This is a genomic window from Paraburkholderia sp. BR10937 (assembly GCF_040965695.1).
Lineage (GTDB): Bacteria > Pseudomonadota > Gammaproteobacteria > Burkholderiales > Burkholderiaceae > Paraburkholderia.
Map to the genome: position 1 here is coordinate 71,241 of NZ_JBFRCL010000032.1, position 21,344 is coordinate 92,584.

At 63.7% G+C, this 21,344-nt stretch carries 19 protein-coding genes and 1 pseudogene; 13 read left to right on the plus strand and 7 right to left on the minus strand.

The window, feature by feature from the left end:
• Nucleotides 1-88: 88 nt before the first annotated feature.
• The 4 genes from AB4Y44_RS25095 to AB4Y44_RS25110 all read left to right on the plus strand — a co-directional run bounded on the left by AB4Y44_RS25095 (nucleotide 89) and on the right by AB4Y44_RS25110 (nucleotide 5,193).
• The gene (locus AB4Y44_RS25095; RefSeq protein ID WP_342924179.1) at nucleotides 89-982 is read left to right on the plus strand and encodes an amidohydrolase family protein; all 894 of its coding nucleotides are present in this window, start codon (nucleotides 89-91) and stop codon (nucleotides 980-982) included.
• A gap of 131 nt (nucleotides 983-1,113) precedes the next feature.
• Complete coding sequence (locus AB4Y44_RS25100) at nucleotides 1,114-2,340, plus strand: SfnB family sulfur acquisition oxidoreductase (RefSeq protein ID WP_368701169.1); 1,227 nt, start codon at nucleotides 1,114-1,116, stop codon at nucleotides 2,338-2,340.
• Nucleotides 2,341-2,345: 5 nt separating this feature from the next.
• A complete protein-coding gene (locus AB4Y44_RS25105; protein ID WP_342924181.1) occupies nucleotides 2,346-3,707 on the plus strand; it encodes an LLM class flavin-dependent oxidoreductase in 1,362 nt (453 codons plus the stop codon).
• 37 nt (nucleotides 3,708-3,744) lie between these two features.
• The gene (locus tag AB4Y44_RS25110; protein ID WP_342924182.1) at nucleotides 3,745-5,193 is read left to right on the plus strand and encodes an APC family permease; all 1,449 of its coding nucleotides are present in this window, start codon (nucleotides 3,745-3,747) and stop codon (nucleotides 5,191-5,193) included.
• Between the two features lie 70 nt (nucleotides 5,194-5,263).
• Here AB4Y44_RS25110 and AB4Y44_RS25115 read toward each other — a convergent pair whose 3' ends face one another.
• The 6 genes from AB4Y44_RS25115 to AB4Y44_RS25140 form a co-directional block, all read right to left on the minus strand.
• Nucleotides 5,264-6,034 (minus strand): ABC transporter permease, encoded by a 771-nt coding sequence (locus AB4Y44_RS25115; RefSeq protein ID WP_342924223.1) that lies wholly within the window; start codon nucleotides 6,032-6,034, stop codon nucleotides 5,264-5,266.
• Nucleotides 6,035-6,086: 52 nt separating this feature from the next.
• Entirely contained in the window at nucleotides 6,087-7,277 is a 1,191-nt protein-coding gene (locus tag AB4Y44_RS25120) for an ABC transporter substrate-binding protein (protein ID WP_342924183.1), read from the minus strand.
• Nucleotides 7,278-7,309: 32 nt separating this feature from the next.
• The gene (locus tag AB4Y44_RS25125; protein ID WP_342924224.1) at nucleotides 7,310-8,044 is read right to left on the minus strand and encodes an ATP-binding cassette domain-containing protein; all 735 of its coding nucleotides are present in this window, start codon (nucleotides 8,042-8,044) and stop codon (nucleotides 7,310-7,312) included.
• 86 nt (nucleotides 8,045-8,130) lie between these two features.
• Nucleotides 8,131-9,246 (minus strand): acyl-CoA dehydrogenase family protein, encoded by a 1,116-nt coding sequence (locus AB4Y44_RS25130; RefSeq protein WP_342924184.1) that lies wholly within the window; start codon nucleotides 9,244-9,246, stop codon nucleotides 8,131-8,133.
• Nucleotides 9,243-9,809, minus strand: coding sequence for a carboxymuconolactone decarboxylase family protein (locus tag AB4Y44_RS25135; protein WP_342924185.1), 567 nt, complete (start codon nucleotides 9,807-9,809; stop codon nucleotides 9,243-9,245). Before AB4Y44_RS25135 ends, AB4Y44_RS25130 begins: the two co-directional genes overlap by 4 nt.
• Nucleotides 9,810-9,916: 107 nt before the next feature.
• Complete coding sequence (locus tag AB4Y44_RS25140; protein WP_342924186.1) at nucleotides 9,917-10,888, minus strand: AraC family transcriptional regulator; 972 nt, start codon at nucleotides 10,886-10,888, stop codon at nucleotides 9,917-9,919.
• A 236-nt stretch (nucleotides 10,889-11,124) separates the two neighbouring features.
• Here AB4Y44_RS25140 and AB4Y44_RS25145 point away from each other — a divergent pair, with 236 nt between their 5' ends.
• Together AB4Y44_RS25145 and AB4Y44_RS25150 are read left to right on the plus strand one after the other, a co-directional pair.
• Complete coding sequence (locus AB4Y44_RS25145) at nucleotides 11,125-12,258, plus strand: aminotransferase class V-fold PLP-dependent enzyme (RefSeq protein WP_342924187.1); 1,134 nt, start codon at nucleotides 11,125-11,127, stop codon at nucleotides 12,256-12,258.
• A 197-nt stretch (nucleotides 12,259-12,455) separates the two neighbouring features.
• Nucleotides 12,456-12,563, plus strand: a pseudogene (locus AB4Y44_RS25150) (cupin domain-containing protein); the annotation flags it as partial.
• A 10-nt stretch (nucleotides 12,564-12,573) separates the two neighbouring features.
• On the opposite strand, the gene AB4Y44_RS25155 reads toward AB4Y44_RS25150, so the two are convergent.
• The gene (locus tag AB4Y44_RS25155; protein WP_342924188.1) at nucleotides 12,574-13,479 is read right to left on the minus strand and encodes a LysR substrate-binding domain-containing protein; all 906 of its coding nucleotides are present in this window, start codon (nucleotides 13,477-13,479) and stop codon (nucleotides 12,574-12,576) included.
• Nucleotides 13,480-13,686: 207 nt separating this feature from the next.
• Between AB4Y44_RS25155 and AB4Y44_RS25160 the strand changes: the two genes are divergently transcribed.
• From AB4Y44_RS25160 to AB4Y44_RS25190, 7 genes are all read left to right on the plus strand, one after another.
• The gene (locus AB4Y44_RS25160) at nucleotides 13,687-14,856 is read left to right on the plus strand and encodes a branched-chain amino acid ABC transporter substrate-binding protein (RefSeq protein ID WP_368701170.1); all 1,170 of its coding nucleotides are present in this window, start codon (nucleotides 13,687-13,689) and stop codon (nucleotides 14,854-14,856) included.
• A 14-nt stretch (nucleotides 14,857-14,870) separates the two neighbouring features.
• Nucleotides 14,871-15,407 carry an L-2-amino-thiazoline-4-carboxylic acid hydrolase gene (locus tag AB4Y44_RS25165; protein ID WP_368701173.1) on the plus strand — a complete coding sequence of 179 codons (537 nt, stop codon included), beginning with the start codon at nucleotides 14,871-14,873 and terminating at the stop codon, nucleotides 15,405-15,407.
• Complete coding sequence (locus tag AB4Y44_RS25170) at nucleotides 15,400-16,668, plus strand: Zn-dependent hydrolase (RefSeq protein WP_342924190.1); 1,269 nt, start codon at nucleotides 15,400-15,402, stop codon at nucleotides 16,666-16,668. The genes AB4Y44_RS25165 and AB4Y44_RS25170 overlap by 8 nt, the downstream gene beginning before the upstream one ends.
• 1,220 nt (nucleotides 16,669-17,888) lie before the next feature.
• A complete protein-coding gene (locus tag AB4Y44_RS25175; RefSeq protein ID WP_342924191.1) occupies nucleotides 17,889-18,143 on the plus strand; it encodes a hypothetical protein in 255 nt (84 codons plus the stop codon).
• Nucleotides 18,144-18,194: 51 nt separating this feature from the next.
• Complete coding sequence (locus tag AB4Y44_RS25180; protein ID WP_342924192.1) at nucleotides 18,195-19,193, plus strand: succinylglutamate desuccinylase/aspartoacylase family protein; 999 nt, start codon at nucleotides 18,195-18,197, stop codon at nucleotides 19,191-19,193.
• Between the two features lie 159 nt (nucleotides 19,194-19,352).
• Entirely contained in the window at nucleotides 19,353-19,904 is a 552-nt protein-coding gene (locus tag AB4Y44_RS25185; RefSeq protein ID WP_342924193.1) for a GNAT family N-acetyltransferase, read from the plus strand.
• Between the two features lie 82 nt (nucleotides 19,905-19,986).
• Nucleotides 19,987-21,309 (plus strand): LLM class flavin-dependent oxidoreductase, encoded by a 1,323-nt coding sequence (locus AB4Y44_RS25190; protein ID WP_368701171.1) that lies wholly within the window; start codon nucleotides 19,987-19,989, stop codon nucleotides 21,307-21,309.
• The last annotated feature ends 35 nt before the right edge of the window (nucleotides 21,310-21,344 follow it).

Genomic DNA, 21,344 nt, shown 5'->3' on the forward strand with positions numbered 1-21,344 from the left:
AGATGTTCTGGTTCCTGCCAGCGCCCGGCGCGACACGCTATCCGGGGACGGCGCGTAGCCGCACAACACCTATCCAGGGAAACAGATTATGAGCCAACCTGCCAAAGCAGGACCGACGTTGTCGCACACCGGCCATCGCGTCATCGACATGCGTTGCCGGCCGGCGTATCTCCATGATTTTTTCGGCGCCACACCGGGCAGCGTGGAGAACGAGACTGCCCGATGGCTCAATTCCCGCGTGGGAACGCGCGGTGATCAGGAGCATTACGCGGCGTCGCGTACGCCCGAAGGCTTTCTGCAGCAGGTACGGGCCGCGGGCCTGGCGCACGCGGTGGTGGTTGGCCGCCACACGCCGGCTCAGCATCTGCCGAATGACCGGATTCACGAAATCGTGCATGGGCATGAGGAGCTGATCGGTATCGGATCGGTCGATCCTGTGTTGCAAGGCGAAACGCAGGCGCTCGAGGAGGTCGAACGCGCGGTCCGGATACTCGGGCTCGCGGGCATCGACATCGAGCCGGGCTTTGGCGAACCGGCGCGCTTTGCCGACGATCAAGCATATTTCCCGATCTACGAACGGTGCAGCGAACTCGGCGTGCCGGTCTTTCTGATGACCGGGCCCACCACGCCCGACCCGCGCTTCAACGATCCAGGCCCCGTCGCGGCGGTGGCTCGCGCATTTCCACAACTTCGCATCGTGTGCTACCACGGATTCTGGCCCAACGTGCAGCAGGCGCTCGGATTGGCATTTCGCTATCCGAATGTTTTCCTCGTGCCGGACATGTACCTTTTCGTGGCGGGCAGCACGGCGTACGTGGAAGCGGCCAATGGCTTCCTGGGCGATCAGTTGCTGTTTGGATCGTCCTACCCATTCCGGCCGATTGACCAAAGCATTGAGGATTTTCTCGCAATCGGCTTTCGCGAAGATCGGCTCGAACGACTGCTCTATACGAATGCGTCGCAGCTACTGAAGGCTGGCTGAATCGATGTCGTTTGAGTGCTGAATAGCATACAAGAATTTGTTGCTTTGCTATCTCGTACTCCTGATTTATTTTGAAAGAATCATCCAGGCCGGATTGTCGATCCGGCCGCTTTATCTAGGCTTGAAGAAAAATGACTACGGACACTCTCGAACCCACTCTGAAGGCGCAGGAACACAAGGCGGTTCCGGTCATTGGTTCCGACGCTGAGGCGCTCGCCGTAGCGCGTGAGGTCGCCATCAAGCTCAAGGAGAATGCGGCATTGCGCGATCGCGATCGCAAGCTTCCGCACGACGAAATCGAACTCTTTTCCTCGACAGGACTCTGGGCGATTACGGTGCCAAAGGAATACGGCGGCGCCGAAGTATCGAACGTCACGCTCGCGCAGGTGATTGCGATCATTTCCGAAGCCGATCCTTCGATCGGACAGATTCCGCAAAATCACTTCTGCCTGATCGAAGACATCCGTCTCGAAGGCAGCGAAGCCCAAAAACGCTTCTTCTTCGACCTGGTGCTCAAGGGGACACGCTACGGCAACGCGTTTTCCGAGGCTGGCGGCAAGAACGTGCTCGATATCCAGACGAGAGTTCGCCGCGACGGAGACGACTACGTACTGAACGGCCGCAAGTTTTATTCGACCGGCACGATCTTCGCGCACTGGATTCCGGTGCTCGCGCTCGACGAGCAGGACCAGGCGGTGCTGGTTTTCGTGAAGCAGGGAGCCCAGGGCCTCACCGTCGTGGACGACTGGAGCGGTTTTGGTCAGCGCACGACGGCAAGCGGCACCGTGATCGCGGAGAACGTGCGTGTCAGCCCGTTCGAGATCTTCCATACGCAGCGCTCCTACGATCGTCCGACGCTGGCCGGACCGTTCGCCCAGATCACGACGGCCGCGATCGATCTCGGCATTGCACGCGCCGCGCTCCAGGACACGATCGAGTTCGTCCAGCAACATGCGCGCCCGTGGATCGACAGCGGTGTCGAGCGCGCGTCGCAGGATCCGCTGACGGTCGCGCAGATCGGCGACATCGTCTGGCGGGTGCATGCCGCCGAAGCGTTGCTCGAACGCTCGGGGCGCTTCGTCGATATCGCGAAGCGCGATCCCAACGAGGAAACGGTCGCGCAGGCGGCCATAGCAGTAGGTGAAGCGAAGATCGCGACAACCGAGGTGTCGCTGCTCGCCGCGAGCAAGTTGTTCGAACTCGGTGGCAGCAAATCCACGCTGGCCAAATACAACTTCGACCGCCACTGGCGCAACGCGCGCGTGCATACGCTCCACGACCCGGTGCGCTGGAAGTATCACGCGATCGGCAACTACTACCTCAATGACATCAAGCCTGCACGTCACTCCTGGAATTGAAGCGGATGAGCAAGGAAATCAGGCTCAACGCCTTTACGATCAATAGTCCGGGCCATCTTTCCGCAGGCCTGTGGCGACACCCTGAAGACCAGTCGCACCGTTACACGGACTTGCGTTACTGGGTCGAACTGGCGAGCACGCTCGAACGCGGCCTGTTCGACGGGGTGTTCATCGCCGACGTGCTCGGTGTGTACGACGTGTATGGCCGAAGCCCCGACGCGGCCCTGCTCAACGCGGCCCAGGTGCCGATCAACGATCCGCTGCAACTGGTTTCGGCCATGGCGGCGGCCACGCGCCATCTGGGTTTCGGTGTGACTGCGTCGGTATCGTTCGAGCATCCCTATCCGTTCGCACGCCGTATGTCAACCGCCGACCACCTGAGCGGAGGGCGCATCGGCTGGAACATCGTGACCTCCTATCTGGAAAGCGGCGCGCGCAATCTGGGGCAGGCGGCGCAGTTGACACATAACAACCGCTACGAGCTGGCGGACGAATACCTGGAGGTTTGCTACAAGCTCTGGGAAGGGAGCTGGGAACGCGGTGCCGTGAAGCGGGATGCTGAGCGCAGCATGTATGTGGATCCCCGGCAGGTTCACGAGATCGGACACGAGGGCAAGTTCTTCACGGTGCCCGGTTTCCATCTGAGCGAGCCTTCCCCGCAGCGCACGCCGGTGCTCTTTCAAGCGGGCGCGTCCGCGCGCGGCAAGCAATTTGCCGCGCGTCACGGCGAATGTATCTTCGTCGCAGCGCCAACGCGCGCCATCCTGCGCAGTCAGGTGGCGTCGCTGCGGGCGGAAACCGTGCGACAGGGCCGTCGCGCAGACGACATTCTGGTTTTCAACCAGATCACGGTGGTGCTCGCGCCGACCGATGGCGAGGCGCGCGCGAAGTTCGACGACTATCGGCGCCATATCAGCCGGGACGGCTCACTGACTCTGATGTCGGGGTGGACGGGCATCGACCTGAGCGGCTTCGATCCTGAACAGACGCTGGAGCACGTAGAGAGCAATGCGATCCAGTCTGCCGTGGAGGCGTTCACCACCGCAGACCCCGGGCGGACATGGACCGTCAACGAGATCGCCGACTACTGCGGGATTGGCGGCGACGGGCCCGTTATCGTCGGCTCGCCCGCCACGGTGGCGGACGCATTGCAGGCGTGGATCGAGGAGACCGATGCCGATGGCTTCAACATCGCGGCCGTCGTCAATCCTGGCAGCTTCACCGACATCACCGACCTGCTGGTTCCCGAACTGCAGAGACGAGGCGTGTACAAGCGCGCCTACCGCGAAGGGACGTTGCGCGAGAAGCTGTTTGGCCGCGAGGCTGGGCTAGCGGAAAGCCACTACGGCTCACGATTCCGTATCTGAAACCACACTCATTATCGTTCGTACAGGGAGCCTACCCATGACTTTTGAAGCGATCAACGCGCCGGCAACGCAACTGCCGGCCGACGGGCCACACACTGCCGGACTGCGGCGCAACTACCTGAATCTGCCCGAACTGATCGCGCAGTCTATCGGCCTCGTGGGGGTATCGGGCGGCATTGGCGTGCTGATTCCCGCTGTCTACACCACCGCCGGGAACGGCACCTGGCTTGCCTACCTGTTCGCCATCGTGGCTTTGCTGTTCTCCTCGTGGAGCATCTCGATCTTTGCGCGCGATTCCGCCTCGCCGGGTTCGTTGTATTCCTATGTGTCAGTTGGCATCGGTCCAATCTGGGGGGCGATTTGCGGATGGTCGCTGCTGATCGCGTATGCGGTTGCGGCAGCGGGCATCCTGCAAGGCACCATCAGCGCGTTCCTCGTGCTGGGTCGTGAGGTGGGCCTGCTTGGCAGCACGACCGCGCTCGCCACGACACTCGGTCTCACCGTCGTTACCGCATTCGCCGCGTGGTACATCACGTTTCGTGACATCCGACTGTCGACACGCTTTACGCTGCTGGTCGAGCTCGCAACGCTCGTGTTGATCGCGGGCGTCGTGATCGGCACGATCGCCATCAGCCACCATCCCGTGGATCAGGCTCAGGTCACGCTGCAAGGTGTGAAACCGGCTCAATTGCAGCTCGGCATGGTGCTGGCGTTTTTCAGCTTCACCGGATTCGAGAGCGCGACCGTGCTTGGCGCAGAGGCGAAGAACCCGTTCAAGGCGATTCCGCGCGCGGTGCTCATCAGTGTGGTCGGGCCGGCGATTTTCTTCGTGGTGGGCGCATACGGACTCGTCAGCGCGTTCCAGGGGCAGACACCGGCGCTCGATCACGTCGACGGTCCGCTGGCGGTGCTCGCGCACAGGCTCGGCGCAGGCTGGATCGGCGTGCTGATCGATGCCGGCGTGGCGCTGAGCTTTTTCGCCGCGTTCTTCTCGTCGATCAATGCGGCGGCACGCATCATCTATACGTTTGGCCGTCAGGGCGTGTTGCACAAGGTAACGGGGCGCGCGCATCAGACCAACGCCACGCCGCATATCGCGGTCGCGCTCGTTGCGCTGCTGTCGCTGGCGACGGCGCTGGTGTTTACGGCTCACGGCACCGCGCTGCTGGATTCGTATGGCTATCTGAGCTCGATTGCGACCTACGGGTGGTTGCTCGCCTATGTGCTGGTCGCCATCGGCGCTCCCTTGTATCTGCGTCGTCGGGGCAAGCTGAAGGCCGTGCACGTGCTCATCAGCATCGTCGCGGTGGTGCTGCTGGCGATTCCGCTCGCAGGCAGCGTGTACCCGGTGCCGGATGGCGTCTATGCGTCGCTTCCCTACGTGTTTCTCGCTCTGCTGGCCCTTGGGCTTGCCTGGTTCCTCGTGTTGCGCGCCCGTTATCCCGGGCGTTTGAGTGAGCTGGAAGACGACCTGCTGACGAAGTAAGGTTGCCGATCGACTTGGCCGGCGGCGTTGGCGTGCTTGCCAACGCCGGCCACGCCGCTCGGTTTCGCTATTACTGCATGCCGAACCACCGATAGAGACGCCGCGCGGCAGCGTCAAGCAAGAAGCCCAGCGCGCCGATCACGAGCACCACGGCCATCAGCTCCGAATAGGCGAGCCGATCGCGTGTATCGAGAATCAGATACCCGAGGCCCGAACTCACGCCCAGCATTTCGGCGGGGACGAGCACGATCCACAGCACGCCGATGGCGACGCGCACGCCGGTCAGTACATTGGCCGCGATGCCCGGCACGTAGATGTGCCAGAGCATTTCGGCGCGCGTTGCCGCGAGACTTTCACCGAGCTGCACCCAGCGCGCATCGATTTGCTGGACACCGGAAGCGGTGGCCATGACGATCGGCCATACCGCAGCGAAGGCGAGCAGAAAGTACACCGGAGGATCGCCCACACCGAGCGACATGACCGCGATCGGCATCCATGAGAGCGGCGAGATCATGCGCAGGAACTGCAGCGCGGGCGAAAGCGCCGTTTCGAGCGTCCTGACCCGGCCAATCAGAAAGCCGAGAGGCGCGCCGATCGCCAGCGCGAAGGCAAGGCCCACGCCAATGCGGCGCAGGCTCGCACCGATGTGCGTGAGCAGGCGGTCTTCGGTGACGAGTGCGGGCAGCGTCTGCACGGCGGCAATCGGCCCGAACTGGGCGGCGAGCGGATTGTGGCGCGCGAGCGCCGCGACGCCGAGCCACCAAAGCACGAGAATGGCCGCCAGGCCCGCAACGCCAAGCAATACGCTCGCAAGACGGCGCCGACCGCGCACGCCCTCCATGGGCTCGTTCGGCTCGCGGGTGCGGCCCGCTGAGCGGGTTGAGGCGGGCAGGCTAGACAACGATGGTCTCCGAGCGTGCATAGGTTTCCGGCAATCCGAAGACCTTCATGCCGCCGACGCTCTGGATGCTCTTCTTCACGAAGCGGTCGTCCACGAGATCGCGCGCCACGAACGCCGGGTCAAGCGCGTTGAGGAATTTGCCGTCGCCTTCGACCTGCGTCGCCTTTAAACGGCGCACGAGCTCCTCCGAATAGGCGGGATACGGATACGGCTGAAAGTCGATGCGCCTTTCGTGCCAGTCCGCGTGAATGACCGCGCGGTCGGCGAGGTAACGCGCTTCGTCGGCTGGCGAGGGCGCCAGCACACTTTGCAGGAGGCCGGGGGCATGCGGCGTGTAGTGATTCGCGCCGCTCTTCGAGAGCAGTTGCGCCGCTTCCTCCGGATGGGCGCGCGTCCACACCTGGGCCTGCACGATTGCATCGACCACCTTTTGCGACCATGCGGGTCGTTCGTTCAGGTCGCGCTCATGCATGAACACAACACAGCACGCGTGATCGCGCCACACGTCACCGGTAAAGCGCAGGATCCTGCCGACCTTGAGCGCCTCCGCCGCCGCATTGAACGGCTCCGCGACGATGAACCCGGCGATCTGCCGCGCGGCCAGTGCGGGTGGCATGTCCGATGGCGCCATCACGACAAGACGCACCTCGTTTGCCTTGAGTGCACCGTCCCTGGCGAGCACCGGTACAAGTCCCTGCGCGCGCAGCATGTCCTGAAGGACGACGTTATGGATCGAATACCAGAAGGGCACGGCCACCGTTTTGCCGCCAAGGTCGGTAAGTTTGTCGATCTCGGGGGTGACCGTGAGCGCCGAGCCGTTCACGTGGTTCCAGGCCACCACCTTTGCGGGGGCGTGGCTGCCGTAGCGCGCCCAGATCGTCATCGGCGAGAGAAGATGGACGACGTTGACCTGCCCCGAGAGAAAGGCTTCGACGAGTTGCGCCCAACTGCGCAGCAGCGTCGGCTTTTCGACCTGAAGGCCTGCCCGCGCGAAATAGCCGTTGTTGTGGGCGACCAGCAGCGGGGCGGCGTCGGTGATCGGCAGATAGCCGATGCGCAGCGGCGCGTCCGCCTCGGTTGCCGCACGCGCGTTGAGCGCGCCGAGCAGCGGCGCCGCGCCCGCTACGGTAAACAGGGAGGCGAGCTTGAGCCACTCGCGGCGGGTCATGGGAAGCTGGCACATGCGATGGGTGTCCTCGTCGGTAGGGCCGGGGTTCAGGGTGTTGGCGCGAGCGTGCGCGCCATCGATTCGTGCAACGCCGTGACGAGGCGTACGCGCAGCGCGCCGAGCGCTTGCACTTGTCGCTCGCGCGGCCGGGGAACCTCGATCGCGAGATTGAGCGCGATGCCGCCGCGTCCGAGCACGACGACCCGGTCGGAAACGAGCAACGCCTCGTCGATGTCGTGCGTGACGAGCAACGTGGCGGCCTGCGTGTCGCGCACCACCTGCACGAGCAGGCGTTGCATCTCGGCGCGCGTGACCTCGTCGAGCGCACCGAACGGCTCGTCGAGCAATAGCGTGCGCGGTTCGCGAGCCAGCGCGCGAGCCAGCGCCGCGCGCTGTGCCATGCCGCCGGAGAGCGCACGTGGCGCGAAATGGGCGGCGTGCGTGAGGCCCACGGCTCGCAGTGCGGCGTCGACACGCGCCTCTCGCACGCTGCGCGTGAGCTTGGGCTGACGGCGAAAGCCAAGTCCAAACGCGACGTTGCGTTCGACAGAGAGCCAGGGCAGCAGGCACGGGTCCTGGAATGCGAGCGCCACGTCCGGGCGCGTGCCGGTGAGCCGTGCGCCGTCCACATGCACTTCGCCTGCAACAGGCTCGATCAGCCCCGCGGCGATGCGCAGGAGCGTAGACTTGCCCGCGCCGCTCGCGCCGAGAATCGACACCAGTTCGCCTGGCCACACGGCGAGATCGACGCCGTCGAGCACGTTGCGCTGCTGCCAGCCCATGCGGATGCCACGCAGTACGGTGCGCGGCGCGGACGAGCCGTTCTGGCGGGTGAACGCCTCGCCGTTGCGCGCCGTGGCCACGTCGTTCATGCGGCCTCGCTGCGACGGTGCTCGGCGAGCTGGTTCTTCAATTGCACGAGCGTTGGCGTGACGATTGGCACGAACGAGGCTTCGCGGTTGCGTCGCGCGGTGTCGTTGGCGGCAGGCCAGGTGTCGTGCGAGCGCAGATAGCCACGACCACCCGCCGCCTGCAAGTCGAGTTGCGCCGCCGCCGCGACGATTTCCGCGAGGCCGATTCGCACTTCGAACTGTGCAGCGGGCCGCGCAATGAAGGCTCCGCTCGCCACACCTTCATAGAGGCGCGCGGTCAGCGCATCCAGTTCACGACGCAGCGCGGCGGCGGCGTCCGCGAGCGCGGCACGCACGGCGGGACCGCTCGCCTCCACGGCGTGGAGCGAGCGGCGCGCAAGCCCGATCGACATGCCGCATTGCAGGCCGAGAAACGCGGGCCGCGCGCGCACGAGAAATGCGCGCGCATCGGCGGCGATCATCCAGCTGGCGTCGATCTCGGTGCCGGCAAGCGTGAGTGCGGCCGTGTTGCTGCCGCGTAGGGCGATCAGATCAAGGTCCTCGCTGCGCTTCACGCCGGGCGCATCGTGCGGCACGGCGAAGATCGCGGGTGGCGTGTTGTCCGGGCGATCGAACGCGGCGGCCACCACAAAGCCTTGCGGACGCAGATTCGTGATCCACGGCAGGGCGCCGTCGAGCCTGAAACGCGTCGCCCCGGCATCGAGCGGCGCAGCATGCATCTGTAGCGGCTCGAGCGCCGAAAGATACTTCATGGCGTTGGAGAGTCCGCTCGCGCCCGCCTGCTCGCCGGCAAGCAGCGCCGGCAGGCAGCGCTCGCGCAAGCCACCGTTCTCGCTCTGTAGCAGATACTCGATGAACGTGCGCTGGCCCCAGAACACAAACGCGCTGGCAAGTGAATGACGGGCAACCGCTGCGATTGCCTCGATCGCGTTGACGGTCGTGCCGCCCGAGCCGCCGGATTCGCGCTCCACGCCGATGCGGAAGAGTCCCGCTTGCGCGAGCTGCGGCACGACTTCACTTGCGTGCTCCGCACCGGTGTCAAGCGCTTGTGCGTGCGCGTCGAGCCAGGACACGAGGTCCGGCGGCAACGCCTGCGCCTGCAGGGTCGTCATGCCGCGCGCGCGCCCGCTTCCCAGCGGTATGCGGCCAATTGAGGATTCAGCTCGTTTTGCGCGAGATTGTTCGCGAAGTTGCACAGCGTCGCGAGGCTCACGCCCAGCACGACTTCGAGCGCGTTGGCCTGCGCGAAACCGGCGGCGCGAAACGCGGCGAGGGCGGAATCAGAGACGGCGCCGCGCTTGGCGATCACTTCGCGCGCCAATGCAGCGACAGCATCGATACGCACATCGCCGCTGGCGCGCCCTTCGCGCAGCGCATTGACGACTGCCTCGGGCAGTTGTGCTTTCTTGAGCGCCACGGCAGTGTGACCCGCCACGCAGAAACCGCAGCCGTGGATCGCCGCGGCGGTGATCTGCACGGCTTCACGTTCGGCGAGCGTGAGTCCGCTGCGCGCGTTGATTTCGCCAACGCTCAGGTACGCTTCGAGCGCGGTGGGGGCATTCGCAAGCGACGCGACGAGATTGGGCAGGAAGCCGTTCGCCGCCTGCGATCGTTCCAGGAACGGGCGGCTCGCTTCAGGCGCACTTTCGACGGTATGCAGCGGCAGACGGCTCATGACGGTTCCTCACAAAATCAAAAAGATGCATCGATTATGGTGAGGCGCACCGCTAGCCGGCAATGCGAGCCCGTCTGCCATTCATGCGGATTTGTCTCACGCCGCGTTCAATGGAGCGCACCATGCGCGGCCGGCTCGGCATTCTTGCCCGAAATACGGCGCCACGCGCCGGGCTGTACCCCGGTCACGCGCTTGAAGGCCTGCGCGAAGGCCGATTCGGACTGATAGCCGACCTGCTCGGCGGCCTCGGGCGTGCTCACGCCAGTGCTCAACATCGATGCCGCGCGCTTCATGCGCACGAGCGTCACGAATTGTGCGGGCGGTTGCCCCGAGAGTTCGGCAAACAGCTTGCAGAATCGCGCGCGCGACATGTGACTGAATTCCGCCATGCTTGCCGTGGTCCAGCGCTTGCCGGGTTCCGCGACGATGGCGGCGACGAGCGGCGCGAGCGCGGGGCGGCGCATCAGCGCCCAGAAACAGGGCGCCAGTTCTTCATTACCGTCGAGCGAGCGCAACGTGTAGACGAAAAGCAGCCCGGTCAGACGCGCAATGAGCGGCGAGGGCGCTTGCGGATCGTGCAGCGCCTCGGCGCGAATCAGCTCGAAGATCTGGCGCGCGCCATGCTGCGCGGGCTGATCGTGACGCGCAATTACGTGGTCGGGCAGCAGACCGAGCATCAGATCGTCGAGTCCCGATTTGAACTCGAAGAATCCACATGCGAGGCCGAGGCTGCCGGGCGCTTCGCGACCGCTCGTATCGAGCGGCGTCATCGTGCCCTCGCGCGCGCTTTCGCGCCCGCGCTCGGGCGGCAAAGGGTCAGGTGAAAGGCAATGCGGTTGGTCGGCGAGCAGGAAAACGGCGTCGCCGGCACTGAGTGCCACGCTGCGCGCCGCTCGCCCGGGCCGCGCGGGGAGATGAAGCCAGCACTCTCCGTGCAGAACGACATGGAAGCTTGCGCGGCGATGCCCGCTCGTCGAGGCCTGCCAGTTGCCGCAATATTGGCCGACATGAAAGAGCGTGCTCTTTAGCTCGAGGTCATCGAGCAGCCACGCGGAGAATGCATCGACTTGGGATGGCATACGTTACACAATGCTGGGAAGGTGCTCGTACGATGGGCACGGCCCCTCACCATAGTCCGTTCTGGTGACGATGCAACGAAGATATTGTCAGATGCTTATCTCGGCGCGCCATAGTTTCCGCAAGCCTTTGCGACAACGGATTTGAGAAAAGGGCAACACTGCACCAATCTTTCTTTTCGCCTTTCCCGCACGCGTTCGCCGGGTTACTTTCCTCCTTTTAGCGCGGAGTTCACGCAATGCGAACGTTCGACCGGCACGGGCTCGTCGATGTGCCCCGTTATCCGGATCACGGCTATGCGCTGCTGGCCGACCGCATCAAAGGCTTGCTGGGCACATCTGCCGATGTTGTGTTCGTTCAGGCCGAGGCGGTGCTCGCGCTTGAAGCCGTTGCCGCAAGTATCGCGAGGCACGGTGTCGTAGCCGTCAACGTCGTGACGAGTGCCTATGGAAGGTGGTTTGGCCACTGGTTGCGGCGGGGCGGGGCGACCGTCCACGATGTGGCGGTGGCAATGGGACAACCCGTCGATTCATCCGCCGTCGCGAGCTGTCTCGAGATGCTGGAACATGTCGATATCGTAGCGGCCGTTCACGCGGAATCGTCCAACGGCGCATTGAATCCGCTCGCGGAGCTGGCGGCGCTCGCAAAATCGCGCAATGCTCTTTTCGCTGTCGACGCCGTCGCGTCAATCGGTGGGCATGTCATCGACGTGGATAGAATCGGGATCGATATCGCGGTAATTGGTCCGCAAAAGGCGCTTGCCGGTCCCGCTGGTGTGTCGGCGGTTGTACTCGGTCAGCGCGCCTGGGACCACATCGCCGCGCTGCCCGACTTTGCGCCTTCGAGCCTGTCCTTGGCGGCGCTCAAGCGAGACTGGCTGGACTGTGGAAGGCCCGCTTTGCCGGGAACGCCGTCAGCGCTGGAATTCTGGGCTCTCGAAGCGGCGATCGACCGTATCGAAGCCGAGGGAATGGAGCGCGTGATCGAGCGCCATCAGCAGGCTTCGCGCGCGACCCGCTCGGCACTGCGGGCGCTCGGCGTATCGCCGTGGATCGCGCGCGATGACGCCGCTTCGGCGCTTGTCACGTCGGCCTCGGTGCCGCGGGGCGTCGACGGACCGGATCTGATCGCGCAAGCTTCGCGTTATGGCGCCGAACTCGCGCCCGGGATCGGCGATGTCGCCGGGCACATCGTGCGGCTCAATCACACGGGCCTGAACGCGAACGCGGCTTCGGTCCGCTCGAACGTCGTGGCTTTGGGGCGAGCGCTCGAGCAATTGCGTTTCTCTGTGGATCTTGATGCGGCCTTGAGGGCGGTTGCGAATGCATACGAACGCAGCACCGGTTCAAACGCCGGCGAATCAGTTCGATAACCTTGTCAATCGCAAGGCGAGGATCAGGGTTGCAAAATAGGGGGACCAGATTGAGTGTGCTTTACGACGACAGACCGGTCAGTTCGCTGGCGTCGGGCGGCACAGGGGCCGCGGACCGTCTGCTCAGATTTGCCTCTGCTTGAGTTTGTTTTGATGACGCAATTCTTACGATACGAAAATTATCCCAAAAGTTCCGTATCAGCCGCACTGCGAGCAAGACGAAGCCAGCGACGCTCCTTGCGGTGTTCGTGGTCGACACGGGAGACAAGCCACTGACCACCCTTGTTAAATTGTCCATGGCATAGGCGCGACCCCTCAACGAGTGCGTTTGTCTTTCATCTGCTCCGAGAGCCATGCGGCAAGCCGTTGCGCGCCCTCAGGCTGATCGGTGTCGAGGCGGCGGCACAGGTAATAGTGGCGGCCGTCGTCCAGTTCCTGGTCGAATAGCTTCACCAGGTCGCCCGATTCCAGTTCGCGCGCAATCAACGGCGCGCGTAGCAGCGCCGCGCCGAGGCTCGCGCGCGTGGCGCTCAACGTCAACTGACCATCTTCGAACAGCGGCCCGACGAGGCGCGCCACGTGCCGCACGCCCGCGCTTTGCAGCCAGTTGGCCCACGTGCTGCGGTCCTCGTCGTGCACGAGCGGCACCGACGCAAGATCGGCGGGCTTTCTGAACGGCCCGTAACGACGCCGGAACGGCACGCTGCACACCGGAACGACCGCGCCTGACATCAGGCGCTCGCTCGCGTAGCCGGGCCACTCGCCGGTACCGAAGCGGATCGACAGATCGGCTGCGTCGCTCCGATAGTTTCGATGGTTCGCGTACAGCACGGTGACGTCGACGTCGTCGTTCGCGGCGAGGAAGTCGTGCAGCCGCGGAATGAACCAACCCATGCCGAACAGCGGAATCAGGCTGATGGTGATCTGCCGGCGTGACGAGCGGTCACGCACGAACCCAGTTGCACTCCGCAGCACCGAGAATGCGGTGCTGATCGAACGATAGTAGTCGCGGCCCTCGTCCGTCAGGGCAAGCGCACGTCCTGCGCGCGCGGTTAGCGGCGTTTGCAGGAACGACTCCAGCAACTGCAACTGATGGCTCACCGCGGATGGCGTAATGTCGAGTTCGGCGGCTGCCGCTGTCACCGACGCGTGCCTCGCAAAGGCTTCAAAAGCGCGCAGCGCGCGCAGCGGTGGATCGTTGAATCGTTCGATATTTTTCATGTATCAAATTATATCGAAGCTTGCGGCGCCCTTCATTGATTCGCAAAACCCAGTCTGCATAGGGGTTAAAGGCACTATCGCCGCATTGAGGCATAAGCATCTGACGTTTCGCTATTTAGCCGGTTCGGAGCAACTGCTTAGTATTATTCATGTCTCTGATTGTTACGAATTCACGATACCCACCGCTTCCCACCTTCGGCCAACGTCATGAAAAACCGCCATTCCGCGCTGTTCGCCGCGCTCACTCTCGCTTTCACGCTCGGCTCGAACGAGGCCGCCCACGCACAGAACGAGCACGTCGTGCTGATCGGTCTTACCGGCCCGCTCACGGGTCCCTCGGCCCGCACCGGCAAGGACCTGCAGAACGGCGCACAACTCGCGCTCGATGACGCCAACAGCAAGCACCCGACCATCGACGGCAAACCGGTCGTCTACAAACTCGTTACCGCCGATGACCAGGCCGATCCGCGCACGGCAGTCACCGTGGCCCAGGACCTGGTGGACCGTCACGTGATCGGCGTGGTCGGTCACTGGAATACGGGCTGCAGCGTGCCGGCATCGAAGGTCTATCACGATGCCGGCATTCCTGAAATCGCACCGGTATCGACCGGACACCAGTACACCTTGCAGGGCTACAACAACACGTTCCGCATTATTGGGCACGACGACATTGGCGGCGCGTACACGGGGGCATACGCGGTGAACACGCTGAAGGCGAAGCGCATCGCCGTGATCGACGATCGCACAGCATTCGGCTCGGGGCTGGCGACGCAGTTCATCAAGGGTGTGCAGAACAACGGCGGCACGGTCGTCGATCATCAATATGTCGACGATAAGACCACTGATTTCAGCGGCGTGCTTACCGAGATCAAGTCGAAGAATCCGGATCTGATCTTTCTTGGTGGCGTTGACGTGGAAGCGGCGCCGCTCGTGCGCCGCATGCATCAACTACAGATTCACGCGACGCTGCTCGGCGCTGGCGGCTTCGTGAGTCCGACCTTCCTGAAACTGGCGGGCGCGGACGGCGACGGCGTGACCGCACTCGATCCTGGCCGCCCGCTGCGCGGTATGCCTGGCGGCGAGGCGTTCGACAAGCAATATGAGGCGCGTTATCACCAGCCGATCGAACTGTACGCGCCCTTCGCCTACGATGCAGCCGCAACGCTGATCGCCGCGACGCAACAGGCGAATTCTACCGATCCCGCCAAGCTCGTCACCGCGCTGCATTCAATCCATCGCGATGGCGTGACCGGTCTGATCTCGTTCGACGATCAAGGCAACCTGGACAACCCCGCCTATACGATCTATCAGGTGCACAAGGGCGCATGGGCGGTGGTCGACGTCATCGGCAACAGCCAGCAGACCGCGGCAAAGTGATCGGGAGAAGCACAATGGAAGGCAAGTCGCCGCAATCGCCACAAGCGCCGGAAGCGTTCGAAAATCAACTCGGGATTCTCGCTCGGCGCCGAATCGAAGCCGAGATCATCAAGCCGATCTACGAGATCCTGAAGCGCGACCTGGGTATCGAGCGGGCCCAGGCGGTGATCGGCGAGGCGGTGCGCGGCGCGGCCGTCGACGCCGGCCGACAGTTTGCCGCGCGCGAGCCGAATGGCGCCAGCGTCGAGTCTTTCGTTGCGTTGCAGGCGCTGTGGGAGAAGGATGATGCGCTAGTCGTCGACGTGCTGCGCTCCGATCTCGAGCGCTATGACTATGACGTGAAGCGCTGCCGGTACGCAGAGATGTATCACGCGATGGGCCTGGGCGAGATCGGCCATCTGCTCAGTTGCGCGCGCGACAGCCATTTCATCGATGGCTATCTGCCGCGCCTGCATCTGACGCGCACGTCCACGATCATGCAAGGCGGCGGTCACTGCGACTTCCGCTACGCGCTGCAGCACAATCAGACGGAAGAACATCGAGATGAATGAAGCAACCGGCACGCTCGTCGTGCCACGCGTCAACGGCACGCGACTGTGGGACTCGCTCGAGCGGATGGCGCGGATCGGCGCAACGCCCAAAGGCGGCGTGTGCCGCCTCGCGCTGACCGAGATCGACCGTGAATCGCGTGATCTGATTGTCGAATGGGCGCATGCTGCCGGATGCAGCGTGCGGGTTGACCGCATGGGCAATATTTTCGCGCGCCGCGCCGGCCGTCGTGCGGATGCGGCCCCCGTGCTCACTGGCTCGCATGCTGACTCGCAGCCCACCGGCGGACGCTACGACGGCATCTACGGCGTACTCGGCGCGCTCGAAGTGGTGCGCGCACTGAACGACGCGCACGTCGTCACCGAGCATCCGGTCGATATCGTCGTGTGGACCAACGAGGAAGGCTCTCGCTTCGCGCCTGCGATGATCGGCTCGGGTGTGTTCACAGGCGCGTATTCGCTCGACTACGGCCTGTCGCGTGCGGATGCAGCGGGCGTGACGATCGGCGAGGCGCTCGCGCAGACCGGTTATGCGGGCGAGCAAGACGTCGGCGGCCACCCGGTGCATGCCGCGTACGAACTGCATATCGAGCAGGGTGCGATTCTCGAGCGCGGCGGTCACACGATCGGCGTCGTCACCGGGGGCCAGGGCCAGCGTTGGTACGAGGTGACGCTCGAAGGCACCGATGCGCATGCGGGCACCACGCCGATGGATTTGCGGCGCGACGCGCTGGCAGGCGCGGCTCGGTTGATCCTGTTCGTGGAATCGCTGGGACGCAGCCATGCGCCGCACGGGCGTGCGACCGTCGGCATGATCGAGGCGCGGCCGAATTCGCGCAATACGGTGCCAGGCGGATGCTTCTTTACGGTCGAGTTCCGTCATCCGGACATCGCGGCTCTGGAGCGGATGGACTCGGCGCTGCGCGACGAAGTGTCGAGCGTTTCAGAAAAGAGTGGATTGCAGGCGCGCGTCGAACAGATTTTCGACTACGCACCGGTGAATTTCGATGCTGGATGCGTCGGCGCGGTGCGGCGTGCTGCAGAGGCGCTCGGACTACCTCATGCAGACATCGTGTCGGGCGCTGGCCACGACGCATGCCATCTCGCGCGCATATTCCCCACCGGTATGATCTTCATTCCGTGCGTGGATGGCATCAGCCATAACGAAACCGAAGCGATTACGCCCGAATGGGCCGAGGCGGGCGCGAACGTGCTGCTGCACGCGGTGTTGGAGAGCGCCGTCGCGACAGGTATCTGCGGATGAGCACGGCAAACACGATGCGCGCTCACCTGCAAGCCCGCTGCGAGTAGCGGCAAGGTAAGCACTTGTGCCCTGAAGCGTATAAGTGCTTGCCTTGTTCGCCCCCGATTGCGCTCACGCGCATGCGTAGCCAGGCGGCGCCGGTCGCGCCCGGATGGTCGAGATAGCGGGAAACCGCCTCTCGCGCGTTGATGTCGGCATACCGGCCGCGCAATGCTGCAAGGTCGACTCCCCCGGCAAGGTGGCGTAAGCAGCATGAGGCAGGCGTTTTCATGGCGACGACTTTGCTGCGTCCTTTGCGCGGGGGCGAATCGCATACCTGTCAGCCTGGTGCCTTTCTACCCGGAATGAACTTGGAAAACGACCCGGCTGGCTGGGCGGCAGGAAACGGCCACGCACTACCATCGTCGCACTCCTCAACACTCCACGATAACCGCCAGGGGCCAAACCGCCACTGATTGCTCCTGTCACGTTGGGGCCGCTCCCACCTGGCTTGAGCGGGCTGGCATTGTGCATTGCGCTGCGGGGCACGCCCAGGATCCAGACGCGATGGGTTTGGAGACCGAGGGGCGCTCGTTCACTCAAAATTTACTGTAGCGCGCCGCTACACCGCACACCCACCCGTTCGAGGAGTGTGCGGGTTACCCGCATAAGCGAGTGTTCGAACTTTGGCGGATGACAAGGCAATCTAGCGCAACGCCTTCACGGCCTATCTGACTCGCAGGGGAGGTGAGCCGATGTGGGCTACCGACCGTGCATCGAAGCGGTGCGTCGCGCTCGACGCGTCCTTCAATCCGGGGGATTCGCTATTAGGGACAAACGCAGAAGGCGTTTCGCGACAACCCCTATGCGATTCATGCGAGGACTACGGCAGGTCGCAACCCGGGATGTCCATTTGCGCTGCGTCCGGGGCGGCGAGCTGTCGGTCATGTCTGAACGAGCTCGCGAACAAGCTTGACGACTGCGCAGATAACGTCCAATGAGCAACGCGAGAATATTTATTCCGCTTCTTACGTTCTGAGCGATTCTTGGTTCCGTATCGCGGTTGTGTTTCCTATGCTGGCAGGCTCGACGAGTCTGCTGCATATGCTACAACCGCCCCCGCTACTGCGAGGATCCCGCCGGGCTCGCCTGCGCCGCGTGCTGCTCGATCGCCCGGAAAGTTCCGTTAGCTGGCCGCGGGAGTCCGGCGAACGCAGTTGCTTTTGGAGACAGATTTCATCATGCCCGAGGAATATCGCTTCGATGTCTTTGGCCGGGCTATTGCCGTCGCACGCAAAGCTGAGGTATGGACGGTCTTTGATATTGGAGAGGAAGGCAAACGTCGCCGAGCCGACATCCAGATCCCAGCCTTCATCGCTGCGGATGAATTGCTGCAATATCTCGACGACATCTTTCACGAAAGCGCGACCCCAGCGCGACCGTGTGTAAGGGTGCTTCCTGACGGGAGATGGGATCTGCCGCCCTCCACGGAGTGAAGTTGTCGCCGCCATAACGTCCATTCGCCCACGCGCCACGGAGCATTACGCATGGTCAATCCAATTCGCAGCGAAATCGATCTCGAGGCGCAAGGCCTTCATTTTGGCTATCTGCGACTGCCGCATTCTGTTCATCGCTCGGCGTACGGCTGGATTCCGATACCAATCGGTTCCGTGCGCAACGGCGAAGGGCCCGTCGTGCTGCTCATGGCCGGCAATCACGGGGACGAGTACGAGGGACAGGTGCTCGTTTCGCAATTGCTGCGCGAAATCGACCCACAATGGATACATGGACAACTCATTTTCCTGCCTATGGCCAACTTTCCAGCAGCCGAGGCTGGAACACGCACGTCGCCGCTAGACGGCGGCAACCTGAACCGCACGTTCCCGGGCAATCCACTAGGTACGCCGACCGAGATGATCGCCGACTACATCGAGAACACCTTGCTCGCGCGTGCGCAATATCTCGTGGATCTGCATTCAGGCGGTAGTTCGTTGCTCTATCACGGTGCGAATATGCTCGCGATCGAGCCGCGCGACGAAGAAGAAGGCCGGCAGTTGCGGGCACTCCTTGGCGCATTTGGCTTGCCGCGCGCCTTTCTTCACACGCCCAATCCGGTCCATTCGGCGACGGCTGCACGCCGCCAGGGTGCCGTGTCGATCGTCACCGAGCTTGGTGGTGCCGGCGTCGTTCAGCGGGGCCTCCTGCACGAAGCGCGGCAAGGGCTGCTGCACCTGCTTGGCGCGATTGGCGTGCTGGCCGGGCCGCTCGTGCCGCCGCAACCGCCAGGCCAAACGCGGTTTTATCGCGTGGCTGCGCAGCACTATGTCTACGCGTATGAACGCGGCGTGTACGAGCCGCTCGTGGACCTCGGCGATCACGTGTACTCGGGGCAGCCTGCGGCGCGTATTCACTTTCCCGAAACGCCTCTGCGCGAGCCGCTGACGGTGGCGTTTGCGGCCTCGGGCGAGGTGGTGTGTCAACGGGCGGTTGCCTCAGTGCAGCGCGGCGATTGCCTCTTTCATCTGGCCGAGCCCGACGAGCCGTGAAGCGGAGAGGCGAGACGCACGGGTCTGTGCTGGATGCACGAAAATGCCTCACAGGCGCAATTCATCTGGATAACGATATTCGAATTGCTTGGTTATATGGCGCACGCGGTGGGGGTAATCTGGCAGCCGGATCTGCCGTCCCACGGGAACGCCGCAACGATGACCTATCGCATTATCGATACCTCGCCGCTCGAAGCCGTTGCAAAGCCGCTGATCGACGGCCTGCAATGGGAATATGCAACACGCTACCGCGATCACCGCGCCGACAGCGAGGCTTCGGCTGCGCAGGAGTTGGCGCGTTATCCGGCCGCGCTGTTCGCGCCGCCCGAGGGTGCCTTCATCGTGCTCGTGCGCGACGGCGAGACCGTTGGCGGCGGGGCCTTCAAGCGCTACGACGCTCAGACAGCGGAGTTCAAGCGTGTCTGGACACGCGCCGACCAGCGCCGCCAGGGTCTTGCACGCCGCATCGTCGAAGAACTCGAGGCGCGCGCGTTGAGCCAGGGGTATCGCCGTGTTTATCTCACCACCGGCTTCAAGCAGCCGGAAGCCTGGGGCTTATACATAGATTCAGGCTACGTCCCCTTGTTCAATCGCTCGATTGCGCCAGAAGTCCACGTGCGTCTGCCCTTCGCCAAGGACCTGCGGAAGCCGTTTTCCACGGATGCGCTCGACGACCTGCGCCCGCGTGAACCGCTAGGCGAGCATCGTTGATTGCGCGGCGGGCGGCGGCCACGCTTCGTTCGACGCCGCGTGTGCTGACTGCTTCATGCCACTCTGATGACCGGACACGACTATGACCCAGCGTAATCTCACCTTCGGCATCATGCTGCATGGCCCCGGCGGCCACATGAACGCATGGAAGCACCCAAGTAATCCGGTGGATGCCAGTGTCAACCTCGACTTCATTACCGGAATTGCCCAGAAGGCCGAGGCCAACGGCCTGGCGTTCGCCTTCGTGGCAGATGGCCTCTACATCAACGAAAAGTCGATCCCCCATTTTCTGAACCGCTTCGAGCCGATCTCCGTGCTTTCGGCGCTGGCGACTGCGACATCGAAGATCGGGCTCGCAGGCACGATCTCGACTTCATACAGCCATCCGTTCACGGTGGCGCGGCAACTCGCCTCGCTCGACCTCATCAGCGGCGGCCGCGCGGGCTGGAATGTGGTGACGTCCCCGCTGGAGGGCTCGGCGAAGAACTATGGCGGCGAGCACCCCAATCACGCGCTGCGCTACGAGATTGCCGACGAATACCTGGACGTCGTGCAGGGGCTCTGGGATAGTTGGGACGACGACGCATTCGTGCGCGAGCGCGAAACCGGGCGCTTTTTCGATCGCGAGAAACTTCACACGCTCGACCACAAGGGCCGCTTCTTCGAAGTGGCCGGGCCGCTCAACATTCAGCGCTCGCCGCAGGGCCAGCCCGTGATTTTTCAGGCCGGCTCGTCGGACGCCGGCATCGATCTCGCCGGCAAATACGCCGACGCCGTGTTCACACATTCGCCCTCGCTCGAAGAGACACGCGAGTTCGCCGGGCGCGTGCGCCGCAGCGCCGTGGCCCACGGGCGCGCCCCGAGCGATGTGAAGATCTTTCCCGGTATCGGCCCAATCGTCGCCACGACGCACGACGAAGCCGAAGAGAAGTACCGCCTGATCCGCGACTTGCTGAGCGTCGACGAGGCGCTCGCTTACCTTGGCCGCTACTTCGATCATCACGACTTCACGCAATACCCGCTCGATGCGCCGTTTCCGGAGCTTGGCGACCTCGGCAAGAACAGCTTTCGCTCGACCACGGACCGCATCAAGGCCGATGCACGCCGCAACGGCTCGACGCTGCGCGAAGTCGCGCTGGCCGTCGCCACGCCAAAGACGCATTTCCTCGGCACAGGCGAGCAGGTTGCCGACGAACTGATCCGATGGCTGGACGCCGGCGCCGCCGATGGCTTCATCCTCGGTTTTCCGGTGCAGGCGGAGGGCTTCGACGACTTTGTCAGACACGTGATTCCTGTGCTCGAAGCACGTGGCCGATACAGCCGGCGCCTGAGCGGGGAGACGCTGCGAGACCACCTTGGCTTGCCGCGACGGATTAGCCGTTACGCGCTCGCCTCGACGCGCTGACTCAACGGCGCGGCTGGCTCGATTCATGGATGGCA